The organism is Kitasatospora sp. NPDC059646 (assembly GCF_042734615.1).
In the GTDB taxonomy this organism is placed as follows: domain Bacteria; phylum Actinomycetota; class Actinomycetes; order Streptomycetales; family Streptomycetaceae; genus Kitasatospora.
The window spans coordinates 1-13236 of record NZ_JBHWDS010000034.1 but is presented as its reverse complement, the minus strand read 5'-3'; the positions used below and the strand labels follow the sequence as shown (position 1 = coordinate 13236).

Annotated in this window: 16 protein-coding genes; 8 read left to right on the top strand and 8 right to left on the bottom strand. The window is 74.4% G+C overall.

All coding sequences use genetic code 11. The annotated features are described in order from the left end of the window. Nucleotides 1-56: 56 nt before the first annotated feature. Both ACFV1L_RS23050 and ACFV1L_RS23045 read left to right on the top strand, forming a co-directional pair. The gene (locus tag ACFV1L_RS23050) at nt 57-653 is read left to right on the top strand and encodes a DUF2867 domain-containing protein (protein ID WP_380368576.1); all 597 of its coding nucleotides are present in this window, start codon (nt 57-59) and stop codon (nt 651-653) included. Further along, on the top strand, nt 653-1390 hold the full coding sequence (locus ACFV1L_RS23045; protein WP_380368573.1) for a class I SAM-dependent methyltransferase: 738 nt from the start codon (nt 653-655) through the stop codon (nt 1388-1390). Before ACFV1L_RS23050 ends, ACFV1L_RS23045 begins: the two co-directional genes overlap by 1 nt. Here the strand turns inward: ACFV1L_RS23045 and ACFV1L_RS23040 are convergent. Continuing rightward, a complete protein-coding gene (locus ACFV1L_RS23040; protein WP_380368571.1) occupies nt 1312-2448 on the bottom strand; it encodes an RNA polymerase subunit sigma-70 in 1137 nt (378 codons plus the stop codon). The genes ACFV1L_RS23045 and ACFV1L_RS23040 overlap by 79 nt on opposite strands. A 71-nt stretch (nt 2449-2519) precedes the next feature. Here ACFV1L_RS23040 and ACFV1L_RS23035 point away from each other — a divergent pair, with 71 nt between their 5' ends. Together ACFV1L_RS23035 and ACFV1L_RS23030 are read left to right on the top strand one after the other, a co-directional pair. Continuing rightward, nucleotides 2520-2894, top strand: a complete 375-nt coding sequence (locus ACFV1L_RS23035; RefSeq protein ID WP_380368568.1) for a VOC family protein — start codon at nt 2520-2522, stop codon at nt 2892-2894. Between the two features lie 14 nt (nt 2895-2908). Beyond that, nucleotides 2909-3508, top strand: a complete 600-nt coding sequence (locus ACFV1L_RS23030; protein WP_380368567.1) for a DinB family protein — start codon at nt 2909-2911, stop codon at nt 3506-3508. 50 nt (nt 3509-3558) lie between these two features. Here the strand turns inward: ACFV1L_RS23030 and ACFV1L_RS23025 are convergent, their stop codons facing one another. The 6 genes from ACFV1L_RS23025 to ACFV1L_RS23000 form a co-directional block, all read right to left on the bottom strand. Further along, the gene (locus tag ACFV1L_RS23025) at nt 3559-3906 is read right to left on the bottom strand and encodes a hypothetical protein (RefSeq protein ID WP_380368564.1); all 348 of its coding nucleotides are present in this window, start codon (nt 3904-3906) and stop codon (nt 3559-3561) included. A 238-nt stretch (nt 3907-4144) separates the two neighbouring features. Continuing rightward, on the bottom strand, nt 4145-5293 hold the full coding sequence (locus tag ACFV1L_RS23020; RefSeq protein ID WP_380368562.1) for a hypothetical protein: 1149 nt from the start codon (nt 5291-5293) through the stop codon (nt 4145-4147). Nucleotides 5294-5400: 107 nt separating this feature from the next. Beyond that, nucleotides 5401-6567 carry a non-hydrolyzing UDP-N-acetylglucosamine 2-epimerase gene (gene wecB, locus ACFV1L_RS23015; protein WP_380368560.1) on the bottom strand — a complete coding sequence of 389 codons (1167 nt, stop codon included), beginning with the start codon at nt 6565-6567 and terminating at the stop codon, nt 5401-5403. A 361-nt stretch (nt 6568-6928) separates the two neighbouring features. Next, complete coding sequence (locus ACFV1L_RS23010; protein ID WP_380368558.1) at nt 6929-7672, bottom strand: alpha/beta hydrolase; 744 nt, start codon at nt 7670-7672, stop codon at nt 6929-6931. A 158-nt stretch (nt 7673-7830) separates the two neighbouring features. Beyond that, nucleotides 7831-8190, bottom strand: a complete 360-nt coding sequence (locus tag ACFV1L_RS23005; protein WP_380368556.1) for a hypothetical protein — start codon at nt 8188-8190, stop codon at nt 7831-7833. A gap of 120 nt (nt 8191-8310) precedes the next feature. After that, nucleotides 8311-9132, bottom strand: a complete 822-nt coding sequence (locus ACFV1L_RS23000) for an SAM-dependent methyltransferase (protein WP_380368554.1) — start codon at nt 9130-9132, stop codon at nt 8311-8313. A gap of 580 nt (nt 9133-9712) precedes the next feature. Between ACFV1L_RS23000 and ACFV1L_RS22995 the strand changes: the two genes are divergently transcribed. Next, the gene (locus ACFV1L_RS22995; RefSeq protein ID WP_380368552.1) at nt 9713-10513 is read left to right on the top strand and encodes an SMP-30/gluconolactonase/LRE family protein; all 801 of its coding nucleotides are present in this window, start codon (nt 9713-9715) and stop codon (nt 10511-10513) included. A 30-nt stretch (nt 10514-10543) separates the two neighbouring features. Then, nucleotides 10544-11485 (top strand): serine hydrolase, encoded by a 942-nt coding sequence (locus ACFV1L_RS22990; RefSeq protein WP_380368549.1) that lies wholly within the window; start codon nt 10544-10546, stop codon nt 11483-11485. A 28-nt stretch (nt 11486-11513) separates the two neighbouring features. Here ACFV1L_RS22990 and ACFV1L_RS22985 read toward each other — a convergent pair whose 3' ends face one another. After that, nucleotides 11514-11999, bottom strand: coding sequence for a MarR family winged helix-turn-helix transcriptional regulator (locus ACFV1L_RS22985; protein WP_380368546.1), 486 nt, complete (start codon nt 11997-11999; stop codon nt 11514-11516). 221 nt (nt 12000-12220) lie between these two features. Here ACFV1L_RS22985 and ACFV1L_RS22980 point away from each other — a divergent pair, with 221 nt between their 5' ends. Then, on the top strand, nt 12221-12712 hold the full coding sequence (locus ACFV1L_RS22980) for a VOC family protein (protein ID WP_380368544.1): 492 nt from the start codon (nt 12221-12223) through the stop codon (nt 12710-12712). Nucleotides 12713-12893: 181 nt separating this feature from the next. Further along, nucleotides 12894-13236 (top strand): MFS transporter (locus ACFV1L_RS22975; protein WP_380368543.1); only part of this gene is annotated, 343 nt, incomplete at its 3' end.

Sequence of the window (13236 nt, the reverse complement as noted above, 5' to 3'; positions counted from 1 at the left end):
GCCCTGACCGACACGCTCGCTGACCGAACCGAACCCTACCGACGACGGGTGGAACCATGGCACGCACGGCCGAGTCCGCGTTCACCGGCCGCCCCTGGCGCATCCACGAGATCGCCGGGGACTTCGCGGTCGAGGACGTCTGGTCCTTCCGCACCCCCGGAGCCGGGCCCGACGACTTCCCCGCCATGCTCGCCGCCCTGCGCGAGGCGGGCGGCCTCCGCACCCAACCCGCCCCGGCCAGGCTGCTGTTCGCCGTCCGCTGGAAGCTCGGCGCGCTCCTCGGCCGGGACGACCCCGCCGAGAGCGTCGGCGCCCGGGTCGCCTCGCTCCGCGACCGCCTGCCCGCAGACCTGCGCGAAGCCCCGCGCGGCCTCGACAGCGAGGCGATGCCCCTCAAAGCGGTCTACGAACTGCCCCGGGAAGCCGTGCGCGAACTCGCCAACCGGACGGTGCACACCCTCATGCACCTCGGCTGGGCCGAGGCGCCCGGCGGCGGCCACCAGCTGCAGATGACCGTCCTGGTCAAGGCCAACGGCCGGTTCGGGCGCCTCTACATGGCCGCCATCGCCCCCTTCCGCCACCTGATCGTCCACCCCGCGCTGACCCGCCAGTGGGAAAGGGCCTGGCGCGACGTCGGCACGGCGACGCGCTGATGCCCGATCGACCGCCCGCCCCGGAGCACGGTGAACAGGTGACCGGCGAACGGCCGCGCGGCGGCCGGAGCGCCGACGTGCACCGGATCTTCCGACGGATCGCCGGGCACGACGACCGGAGGAACGCGGTCGTGACGCTCGGCCAACACCGCACCCGGCGCCGGGAGGTGGCCGCCCGCGGCCACCTCCCCGACGGGCGGACACGGCCCGGACCCGGCCACCGGACGGGAACCGCCCTGGAGACCGCCCGCAGACACCGCGCCGCCACGGTCACCGGCGCCGGCTTCTCCGAGGAGATGCTGCGCCGCGCCCGGGCGAGACCCGGCGCGGACCCCGTGCACCGGCAGCGGGCGGACGCGGCCCGCCCGCCGTTCGAGGACGAGACCTTCGACGGCAGCACCGAGGGCCAGCTGCTCAGGAACGTCGAGCACCTGGACGCCGTGCTCCGCGAACAGCACCGCGCCCGCAAACCCGGCGGCCGACCGCTGATCCTCGAAACGTGCCCGCCGAGCTGCCCCGGAAAGCCCGCCGCAGGCCGTCGCCGCCGCGCTGCGCCGCCTCGGGTTCCAGGACATCGGCCGGCACCGGAAGTTCCGCGGAACGAACGTCATCCCGGGGGCCGCCAAGACGGGCCGACCGGAGGAGCCGGGGCAGGCCGTCAGACCGCCCCCGGCAGTCCGAGGCGTACCACGTGCTCCGGCCCCAGGAACGAGACGATCTCCGACACCGCGTCCTGACGGAGCGTCAGGACGGTGAGGGACCACGCCTCGTGCACCGCGTCCGGCGCCGCCCCGACGTAGCAGGCCACCGCGGGCTGGCCGTTGGCCGTGGTGAGGCGGTGCCGCCAGCTCGGGCAGCGGGTGAGCGGGACGGCCACCGCGAAGTCCCGGACGGCGTCGAGGCCGGCGTACCAGTGGGGCAGCGGCGGCATCGACCAGGTGACGTCCTCGGTGAGCAGCGCGACCAGGGCATCCGCGTCGCCGCGTTCCAGCGCGGTGGCGAACGAGGCCGCGATGGACCGGACGCGGCTGTCGCCGAGGGTCCGCAGGGTCTGCTGCTGGGACACGTCCGGCGCCTTCGCCGCCAACTGCCGCCGGGCCCGGGCCAGCGCCGAGTTCACCGACGTGGTGGAGGTGTCCATCATGCCGGCGATCTCGTCGGCGGAGAACCCGAGCACGTCGAACAACAGCAGCGCGGCCCGCTGATTGCCCGACAGGTGCTGCACCGCCGCGACGAAGGCCAACTCCACGGCCTCGCGCTGCTCGTACCGGGCGGCAGGCCCGGCGGGCCCGACCGGCAGGCCCGCGTCGGCGTACGGGCCCAGCCAGGAGACCTCCGTCAACGGCGCGGCATCGAGCACCACGTGGTCGCTGGCCGGGCCCAGGTCGACCGGCATCGCCCGCCGGCCGCGGCGCTCCACGGCGTCCAGGCAGGTGCGGGTGGCCACCGTGTACAGCCAGGAACGCAGCGAACTGCGGCCCTCGAACCGCCCGATACCGCGCCAGGCCCGCACCAGGGCCTCCTGCAGGGCGTCGTCGGCGTCGTGCGCGGACCCCAGCATCCGGTAGCAGTGCGCGTGCAACTCCCGGCGCAGCGGCGACACCAGACGGGCGAACGCGGCGTCGTCGCCCTCGCGGGCCGCCACCAGATCGGCGGACCCGGGCGGGGCGGACGCGGATGGTGTCGGCGCCTGCGCGGACGGTGTCGACGCCTGCGCGGACGGTGCGGAGACGGGCGGTGCGGAGACGGGTGGTGCGGAGACGGGTGGTGCGGAAACCGAGAATTCCTCGCTCACGGGCGACGATTCTGCCCCACCGCGGGAGTCACTTCCTCGACCACCCGTTCCCGACACCTGAGGAACCACCCGTGACCACCGACGCCCGCACCCCCGAACACCCGCACCGCCCCGCCTGGTTCGACCTCTCCACCCCCGACGCGCCGCGCGCCCGCCGCTTCTACCGCGACCTGTTCGGCTGGCCGGTCCAGCAGCTCGACGAGACGTACGCGCTGGTCGGCGCGGACGGCGGCGAACCGACCGGCGGAATCGGCCAGGCCGGCCCGGGCAGCCCGTACACCGGAATCGTCGTGTACTTCCCGGTCCCGGACGTGGAGGCGGCGCTCGCCAGGGCCGAGGAACTCGGCGGCCGCCGCCGGCTGGAGCCGCAGAGCGTGCCCGGCCGGGGCCGGATCGCCGTGTTCGACGACCCGGACGGCAACCCCGTCGGCCTGCTCGGCGCCTGAGACGAGGAGACACCGTGACCACGAGCACCGACCTCAAGACCGACCTGCGCCGGCACCTGCAGGACGCACGCGAGACCGTCCTGTGGAAGCTCGACGGACTGCCCGAGCGCGACGTCCGCCGCCCGCTCACCCCGACCGGGACCAACCTGCTCGGCCTGGTCAAACACCTGGCCGGCGTCGAACTCCTCTACCTGGGCTGGGTGTTCGACCGGCACTTCGCGGAGCCCGTCCCCTGGTTCCGCCCTGACCTCGGCCCCGACGGCCTCCCGCCCAACACCGACCAGTGGGCCACCGCCGAGGAGTCCCGCGCCTTCATCGTGAACACCTACCGGACGGCCTGGCAGCACGCCGACACCACCGTCGACGCCCTCCCGCTGGACGCCGTCGGCCACGTCCCTTGGTGGCCGCCGCAGGCCGGCACCCCCACGCTGCACCGGGTGATGGTCCACCTGATCGCCGAGACCGAGCGGCACGCCGGCCACGCCGACATCGTCCGCGAACTGATCGACGGCACCGCGGGCCACCGCCCTGCCGCCGACCGGCTCCCGACCGCCGACCCGCACTGGTGGGCCCGGCACCACGCCCGCGTCGCGGCAGCCGCCGAACGGAGCTGATCCCGACAGGGCCGCACCCGTCCCTCCGGCGGGTGCGGCCCCCTTCGTGATCAGTGGGCTTCGTAGCCGACCTGCTCGCCGCGCTCGTCGTAGTACTCGCCGTCGTCGCCCTGCACCCGGGCACCCAGGCGCTGCGCGACCGCGTACATCCGCACCAGCAGCCGCGTGCTCGGATGCTTCGCCGAGGCGCGGGCGCCCCGCCACTCCATCCCCTCCGGGTACGGCGCGTCCGGATCGGGGAGCTCCGCCCACCACTGGCCGCCCGCCGCCGGCCCGTAGAAGGCCACCACCAGCTCCGGGTCTGCGTCCACGGCGGCGCGCCATTCGTCGAACCCGATCTCCGGCCCGTCCTCGTCGAACCAGTACCGGCGCCGGGTGAGGTGGATGTCGTAGCCCATCCCCGGACGGTAGCGAACGCCACCGACGGTCCATCAGTCCGACGCTGCTCTGCGGAAGTCGGCGGATCGGGCACCAGGCGATCCGTCGGGAGAGCTCCGCCGCGAGGGACGCCCGCCAGCCGCGCCCGTCGGCCCGGCCGACCAGCGGCGGGGGCCGGCACGGGAAGGCCGGCCTTCGTCGGTGCCCGGTTCGGCCGACTCGGCTCCACGGCGCACCGCCGCAGGCACCCCGCACCCGTCAGAGGCCGGACCGCGGCGATGAGGGCCCGTCAGGGCGCCGGCTGCCGCCGCGCCCCGGCTGCTCGGGCCGCGTGCTCGTGGCGCAGACGGGGCGGGTGCGGGTGGCGTAGGACCTGGCGGCGATCAGGAGGGCGGTGCCCAGGCCGCCGAAGGCCAGGCCGCCGAACTCGACGAACCAGGTGACTCCCGAGGCGGAGGTGAAGGGCGGGGACGGCTCGACCCGGGGCAGGACGCCGACGGCGATGAGCGGCGCCAGGACGACGAGGACGGCCCCGTACATCACCAACGGGATTCCGGTCAGCCAGGCCGGGACGAGCGGCAGGAGGCGCGGGACCCGCCGGCCGGAGAGGAGCAGTGTCCAGCGGGGGAACACCTGCCCCCAGCGGTGCAGCAGCCCCAGCAGCAGGAAGACCCCGACCAGTGCGGCCAGCACCGTCACGTCGAGCCCCGCCGACGCCGTCGCCTTCGCCGGCCCCGAGGCGACGGCGTCGGTCGACCGCTGCCACGCGTGCCCCGAGACGCCGAGGGCGTCGCCGCCCAGCGTCCACACGGTCTTGGCGCCCGCCCACGGCAGGAGTCCGCACAGGAACAGGTAGGCCGCGACGCGGGTCCGCCGGGAGGCCCGGGACGCGGGCGGGTGGGTGAGCGGACCGTCGCCCGGGCCGCCGTGCGGCCGCCCGCACCGCGGGCAGAGGCCGCGCAGCCGCCGGCGGTACGACAGGCCGGCGAGGAGCAGCAGGGCGGCGCCGGCCGTGTTCAGCAGCACCTGGGCCAGGCCGGTGACGCTCTCCACCCCCGACAGCGTCGCCAGCGTCACGAAGTGGATCGGCAGACCGTTCGTCCCGACGACGAACACCGGGAGTGCCAGGACCAGCACCGCCGCCACCCCGATCCGGCCCGGCCGCCCGAGAGTTCGGGTGCCGGCCAGGCACGCGCCGCCGGCCGCCACGGCGAGCGCCGCCAGGAAGAGCTGCACCTCCGGCGGGTACACCGAGTGCTCCTTCCACGGTACGGCGGTGCCCGTCACCGCCCAGCCTGCCTCGACCACGGCGTACAGCACGCCCCACCAGGCGGCCGCCGCGGGTACCCACCCGGGCCACCGCCGCCACCACAACCCCTGCTCCGGGCGAACGCCGCCATCAGCCACTGTGTCCCACCTCTCCGGATCGCCGACGCCCCCAAGGCTCCCGGTCGTCCGGCGCCGGCCGCGTCCGTCGCGCGCAGCATCCACCTCCCCCGCACGGGGGACGCGGGTCAGGCCGGGGCGGTGGCGGTGAGCGCCGGGCGGGTGTGGCCGGGGCCGGGCAGGGGAGCGGGGGCCGGGTCGGGGCCGAGGTAGCGTTCGCGGATGGCGGCGACGACGGCCGCGCCGGCGCTGCCGTCGCCGTACGGGGACCGGGTGCGGGCCAGGCGTTCGGCGGCGCCGGTGTCGGAGAGCATCTCGCGCAGGGCGCAGGCGAGTTGCTGCCCGGGCCGGGCCAGGCGGGCGAAGCCGGCCCGGACGGCCTCGGGCCGCTCGGTGGAGTTGCGGACCACGATGAGCGGACGTTTGAGGACGGTGCACTCCTCCTGGACGCCGCCGGAGTCGGAGACCAGCAGACGGCAGTGCCGCGCCAGGCCGAGGAACGCGGCATGGTCGAGCGGGTCGATCGGCCGCAGCCGGGCGACCGCGTCGCGCAGGCCGTGCCGTTCGACGGCGGCCCGGGTCCGCGGGTGCAGCGGCAGCAGTACGGGCAGCTCGACCGCGGCGAGCTGGTCGAGGAGTCGGGCCAGGCGCGCGGGGTCGTCGGTGTTCTCCGGGCGGTGGACGGTGGCGAGCAGGTAGGCGCCGTCCTCCACCCGGTACCGGGCCAGCAGCGCTCGGGCCTCCACGTCGGTGGGAAGGGACTCGAGCGTCGCCTCGACGACCGTGTTGCCGGTGATCAGGACGCGCTCGGCGTCGATGCCTTCACGCAGCAGGTGCGCGGCCGCCGTCGGCGTCGGAGCGCAGTGCAGGTCCGCGAGGGGCGCGATCAGGCGGCGGTTCGCCTCTTCGGGCATGTCGTTGTCGAACGAGCGCAGGCCAGCCTCGACGTGGACCACCGGGACGCCCGCGCAGTGCGCGGCGAGCGCCCCGGCGGCGGCGGTGTTGGTGTCGCCCTGCACGACGACGGCGGTCGGCGGCTGCTCGGCGAAGTGGTCGCTGAGGGCGGCGACCATGCGGCCGATCTGCCGGCCGCGGGTCTCCCCGCCGACCCCGTCCAGCCGGTGGCGCGGGCGGGGCAGGCCGTACCGGTCGAAGAAGCAGGTGGTGAGGTTGGCGTCCCAGTGCTGGCCGGTCCACACGATCCTCGCCCGGGTGTCGAGAAGGCGGGCGACTCCGGCGAGTTTGACGATCTCCGGCCGGGTGCCGAGGACCAGGGCGACATCAGCGGCAGACATGACTCTCCGAATGTGAGGGATACCAGGAGCTGTGGTGCAGTATCTGCACAACTCCGGCCGCGGATTCGGGTGAATGCGCCGGAGTTCGCCCACTTCGCCCAGGCGGACCAACGCGCCGACCGCCCGCACGGGAGCGTTCCGGGACGGGCCGGCACCGTGGGCCCGTCGTCCCGGCCGACTCCTCGACAGGCATCGAGCTGAGGCCCCGTCACCCCCGTCCGGGCTCCTGGCGGTTCGCCGCGGACCGTGGCGGACACGCCTGCCCGGTGCCGCCGGGCGCGCGGAGAGTTCCCGGCGCGCCCGGCGGCACCGCCCCGAGCCGGAGTCGTCTACCGTCCGGGGCCGGGGTGCCGCCCCGGCGTCACTTCAGGTGCCGGGCGAAGAACCGCGCGCCGGCGTCGAGTTCGTGCGCCGGGACGCCGGTGTGGCCGCCCGTGTTGGCGTGCAGGGTCTTCTCCGCGGAGCCGAACGCGTCGAACAGGTCCAGGGCCGCCTGCCGGGGGTTCGCCTCGTCGTCCCACTGCAGCAGGACCTGCAGCGGGACGGTGACCCGCCGGGCGTCCTCGAAGATCGCGGCGGGCACCAGGCTCCCCGCGAAGAGAGCCGCGGCCGCGATGCGCGGCTCGACGGCCGCCAGCCGGACGCCGACGGAGATGATGCCGCCCTCGTACCCGACCGGACCGCCGATCCCCGGCAGCGCGAGGAGGACGTCGAGTGCTGCCCGCCACTCCGGGACGGCCCGCTCGACCAGCGGGAGGACCAGGGCGTCGACGAGCTCGCCGCCGACCGGCTCGCCGGCCGCCACCGCCCGCCGCAGGTCGGCGCGGGCCCGGTCGGCCTCCGCCCAGCGCGGGCGGTCGCCGCTCCCGGGGAGCTCGATGGTGGCCGAGGCGAAGCCGTACTCCGCCGCGTAGTACCGGGCCCGCCCCGCCAGCCGGGCGTACACGGTGCCCAGCCCGAGCGGCGGAGGGCCGATCAGGATCAGCGGGACCGGCGCGGACGCCGACGCGGAGGCGGGCGTCCAGAGGATGCCGGGGATCCCGTCGAGGGTGAACTCGCGCTCGACGACGCCGTCGTCGAAGCGCCGCTCAGAAGTGAACTGCATGGTCGTGCCTTTCGGGAGTGCTCATGAACGGCGCTCCCGGACGACCTATCGTCCGACCGTGACCCCGGAGGGGAGCACCCATGTCGAAACTGCGTTCACGGGTACCACCTCCTCGTTCTCTCGCACGGCCACCGGAAACCTAGCACCGGTACCGGCGTTCACCAAACGCCGTCGCGCATGCCGGGCAGGGCGTAGCCCTCCTCCTCGTCCCACGGGACGTCGAGGTCGTCCAGGTGCACCCGCCACTCCGCTCCCGGCAGCGCCCGGCGCAACTCGCTCACCGAGTCCAGCAGATGGGCGACCACCGGCAGCACCCGGTCCGCGACGAACGGCAGCTTGGTGGACCCGGCGAGGATCTCGTCCGGCTCGCTGCCGCCGCCGTCGTACAGGCAGAGGCTTTCCTCGTCGCGGTACGGGAAGGACGACGCGCGGGAGCTGACGGTGCGTTCGACGGCGGCCGCCTCGGCCGCCGTCAGCGGCACGGACCGGCTCGCGCAGTAGTAAAGGGAGACGCTCATGGCCCGAACGTACCGACGGCCTACGACAGTGCCGCCGGCCGGCCGGCCGGTGCCGCGCCGAGGGCCGACGGCGGGGCGCCGCCGGGAGTGCCGGCCGACCCCGGCGGCGCCCGAGGGGGGTCAGCGGATCAGGGCCGTCGCGCCGTAGCCCAGCGCCTTCGACGGGGTCTGGGCGTCCACCGCGTGGCCCGGGGTGGGGCGCCAGTCGGCCATCAGGGTCAGCCCCGGTTCGACGAGTTCCATGCCCTCGAACCAGGACGCGATCACCTCCCTGGGGCGGACGTACAACTGCTGGCCCACGCCGACCAGGTAGGCCTCCGTCATCCGGCCGACCTGCGCCTTGGTCTCCGGGTCCGCCAGGTCGTCCGAGAGGTGCGAGACGGCGAGGTAGCTGCCGGGCGCGCAGGCGTCCCGGTAGCGCGCCACCAGGGCGGCCGGGTCGTCCTTGTCGTCGACGAACACCAGCAGACCGCCCATCAGGATGCCGACCGGCCGGCTCAGGTCGATCAGCTCGCGCACCCGGGGGTGCTCCCAGATCTGCTCCGGGAACCGGCCGTCCGCCTCGATCATCGCCGCCAGCGGCTCGTCCGCGAGGATCTCCTCGCCGTGCAGCACGGCCGAGGGCTCGTGGTCCACGTACACCACCCGGGCCTGCGGGTTCCGGGCGTGCGCCACCTCGTGCACGTTGCCCATGGTGGGAAGCCCGGAGCCGAGGTCGACGAACTGGTCCACGCCCTGCGCCAGCAGGAACCGCACCGTGCGGCGCAGCCAGTCCCGGTTGGCGCGCGCGAGCAGGTCGACGCCGGGCAGCATCGACCGGATCCGCTCCGCCTTCTGCCGGTCCACCTCGAAGTTGTAGAGGCCGCCCAAGTAGTAGTCGTAGATCCGCGCGATGTTGGCGGACTCCACGTCGGCCACCGGGCGCTCGGTGCTTGTGGTCATGGGGATCCCTCGCTCCAGGTGGCGGCCCGTCCCGACGGCGCGCCGCCCACCGCCGGTGAGTGTAGTGACGCACCCTCAGTTCCGGTACTGGGTACGGGTATTGAGCTGTGCCGTCGGCACGGGCTCCGGCCGCGCCGACCGACCCCGGAGCGCGCAGGGCGAACGCACCCGCCGGTGCCGCGCGGGTTCTCGGCGGGCCGCCGCCTCACGCGGCAGGCGCAGGGCGGGGGTGAGGCGGTGCCTCGGCCGTCCGAGCGGCCGTGCGGGGGCCGGGAGCGCGGGTCGTCGATCCGGGCGCGGCGGCTGCTTAAGGTGCTGGGCAGGTAGTCGGCCTGATCGCGCTCCGGCTCCGGCCCCGTGGCGCAACCGTTCCCCGAAAGGGCTGATCGTGCGAGCACCCCGCAGTTCCCCGCACCCCGGCGTCGCCGTTCCCCGCGTTCACGGCCGGGCCTCGTGGCGGGCCCGGCTGGTGGCCGTCTCGGCCGCCGGGCTCCTGGCGGGGTCCGCTCCGGCGGCACCGGCCCCCGCCGCCGGCCTGGCCACCCGGCAGGGAACGCAGGGATCCGGGGGAGCCGGTGCGGTGTTCATCGCGGACACCTACAACGACCAGGTCGTCAAGGTGGGCCGGGCAGGCAGCGGCAGCCAGCACGTGGTCGCCCGGCACCTGGACCTCCCGAACGGCGTGGCGGTCGATGCGGCGGGCGACGTGTACATCGCCGACAGCCGCCACAACCGCGTCCTCAAGGTGTCCGCCGGGACCGGACAGCGCACCGTCGTGTGCCCCGAGGCGACACTGAACTCGCCCTACGGCGTGGCGGTCGACGGCACCGGGACCGTCTACATCGCCGACACCGACAACCGGCGGGTCCTGAAGGTCCCCGCCGACGGCACGTCGCCGACCACCGTCGGCAGCGGGCTGAGCAACCCGACCGGGGTGGCGCTGGACGCGGCGGGCAACGTGTACATCGCCGATCCGTACAACAACCGGGTGGTCAAGGTCCCCGCCGACGGCGGCCCGCAGAGCGACGTGGCGGTGCAGGTCGCCGACCCCACCGCGGTGGCGTTCGACGGCGCCGGCGACATGTTCGTCGCCGACCCGTACAACGACCGGGTGGTGGAGCTGCCCCACGACGGCGGGCCGCAGACGACGGTCGGCGAAGGACTCGGCTTCCCCACCGGAGTGGCCGCGGACGCGCAGGGCAACGTGTACATCGCCGACTTCAACCACAGCCGGGTGGTCCGGGTCCCGGCGAACGGCGGGCCGCAGACCACCGTCGGCGACCACCTCCGCCACCCCTACGCGGTGGCCGTGCCGCCGATCCCGCCGCACGCGGCCGACCCGCAGGCCGGTCGCGCCGCCCCCTCCCGGCACCCGTCGTAGCACGCCCGCCACCCAGGAGCCCGTGAACCCATGACGACCCGCCACCGCACCGGACCCGCAGCGGCCCTCGCCGGAGTCACCGTCCTCGCCCTCGCGATCGCCCCGACCCCGGCCCCGGCAGCCTCCGTTCCGCCCGTCGACCCCCCGGTGCGCTGCTCCTCCGCCACCCACCCCCAGCTGGCCGACCGCCTGGCGCGCGACATCGCCACGGCGCTCACGGGCCGTCGGTCGACACTCGGCCTCGCCGTCCGCGACCCCGGCGCCGACCTGTCCTGCTCCGTCGCCCCCACCAGGCACTTCGACTCCGCGAGCATCGTCAAGACCACCATCATGGGCGCGGTGCTGCGGATCGCCCAGGACGAGAACCGGCCGCTGACGCCGTTCGAGGAGGAGAACCTGCGGCCGATGATCACCCGGTCCGACAACGACGCCGCGGTCCGGCTGTGGACGTACGTCGGCCACGACCGCATGCAGGCCTTCCTCGACCTGGCGGGCATGCACGACACCGTCCTCGGCGAGTCGTTCGGACTCACCCGGGCCACCGCCGGCGACGAGATGAAACAGCTGGACGTCTACACCACCAACCCCGACGTCCTCACCCCCGAGCACAAGGCGTACGGCCTCCGGCTCATGGCGGAGGTCGAACCGGACCAGCGCTGGGGCACGCCCTTCGGAGCGCCGCCCGACGTCGTGGCCCACCTCAAGAACGGCTGGCTGCAACGCGCCACCCACGCCTGGCGGGTCCACAGCCTCGGCATCTTCACCGGCCCCACCCGGCTCTACCAGATCGCCGTCCTCACCGACGACGACCCCACCGAGGCCTACGGCATCGGCACCATCCAGCGCATCGCCCGGCAGGTCCACCGCGATCTCGCCCTCGCCGCCGGGGACCGCACCACCCTCCCGCAGGGCGACCCCGACACCACCGCCCCGGAGACCGGCGACGGCTCCGTCCCGGCCGCGAGGAGCTGACGCGGCAGGGACGGTCGGCGGGGCCGGGTCAGTGCGCGGGGGCGGGCTCGGGGAGCCGGCGCGACAGGTTCATCTCCTCGACGGTGGCGACCAGCGGGGCCAGCTCGGGGTTCTTGGCGGCCTCGTCCAGCGCCTCCCGGAGGGCGGCCTCGTTGGTCGGCCGGGCTGCTTCCAGCAGCTCCAGGCCGGGCCCGGTCACGTCGGTGTAGATGCCGCGGCGGTCGGTGGCGCAGAGGTAGCGCGAGAGCAGGCCGCGGTCCTCCAGCCGGGTGACGAGGCGGGTGGTGGCGCTCTGGCTCAGCACGACCGCGTCGGCGACCTGCTTCATCTGCAGGTGGCCGCCCTCGCCGGAGTGCTGGCGGCTGAGCACGTCGAGCAGCGAGTACTCGCGCACGCTCAGGTCGTGCTCGGCCTGGAGGGTGCGCTCGATGTGCGCCTCGATCCGGCCGGCCAAGAGGTAGAGGGCGGCCCAGCCGTTGGCGAGGGCGGTCAGCGCGGGGTCCGTGGCGGTCATGGTCGCGGATCTCCTTCCAGGTGCTTGCATTCCAGGATAAGCCCTCGCGGACAATATCGGCCAACGCGCGTATCCCGCTCGTGCAAATATTTTGTTCCGTGTCGCCCGGATGCGCGACGTGCCGCCGCCCGGAGGATCGGTTCCAGCTGGCTCCTCAGGAGTCCGCCCCGCACCCGTGCGGCGACCGCCGCCGCGCGGGGCTCGGAACGAAGGGAATCGTCATGACCGTCTCCAGCACCCCGATGAACCTCACCCGGGCGGCCCACGTCGGGATCTCGGTGTCGGACCTGGACGCCTCGATCGCGTTCTACCGGGCGCTCACCGGGCGCGAGCCCGTCGCCTCCGGCACCATGCACAGCGTGCCGTTCGGCAGGTCGCAGGGCCTTCCCACGGCGGAGCTGCGGTACGCCACGATCAACCTCGACAACAGCCTCGGCGTCGATCTCATCGAGTTCCGCAACCCGCCGGGCGAGCCGACCAGGGGCGCCGCCAACCGTCCCGGCTCGATGCACCTGTGCCTGCGGGTGGACGACTTCGACGCGGTGTACCGGCGGATGAAGGAGGCCGGCTACGGCTTCCTCGGCGACGACTACACGTTCATCGGGGGCGAGGTGACGCCGGAGGCGGCGCTCGGCACCAAGGTCGCCTACTTCAACGACCCGGATGGCACCAACCTGGAGATCATCCAGCCCGAGGGCGGCTTCGCCGCCTGAAGCGCCCGACCTGCGGGCGGGTCCGGGCCGCCGGGTTCCGGACTCCGTCCGCGCCCGCAGGTCTGCCGCCAACGCCCACCATCGGCGGTCAGTGAATGCCCGCATTTGCATATAGCCAGCGCGTGCAACTATTGTCGGAGCACGTAAGACGCAACGGCAAACGTATGGAGGGCAGCACGCCATGCCTCTCGCACTCCTGGCCCTGGCCATCGGGGCCTTCGGGATCGGTACGACCGAGTTCGTGGTCATGGGCCTGCTGCCCGAGATCGCCGGCGACTACGGGGTGTCCATCCCCTCCGCCGGACTCCTGGTCACCGGCTACGCGATCGGCGTCGTCATCGGCGCCCCGCTGATGACGGCGCTCGGCACCCGGATCAGCCGCAAGACGATGCTCATGATCCTCATGGGCCTGTTCGTGGCCGGAAACCTCCTCTCCGCCGTGGCGCCGACCATGGGCGTGATGCTCGCCGGCCGCATCGTGGCCTCGCTCGCCCACGGCGCGTTCTTCGGCATCGGCTCGGTGG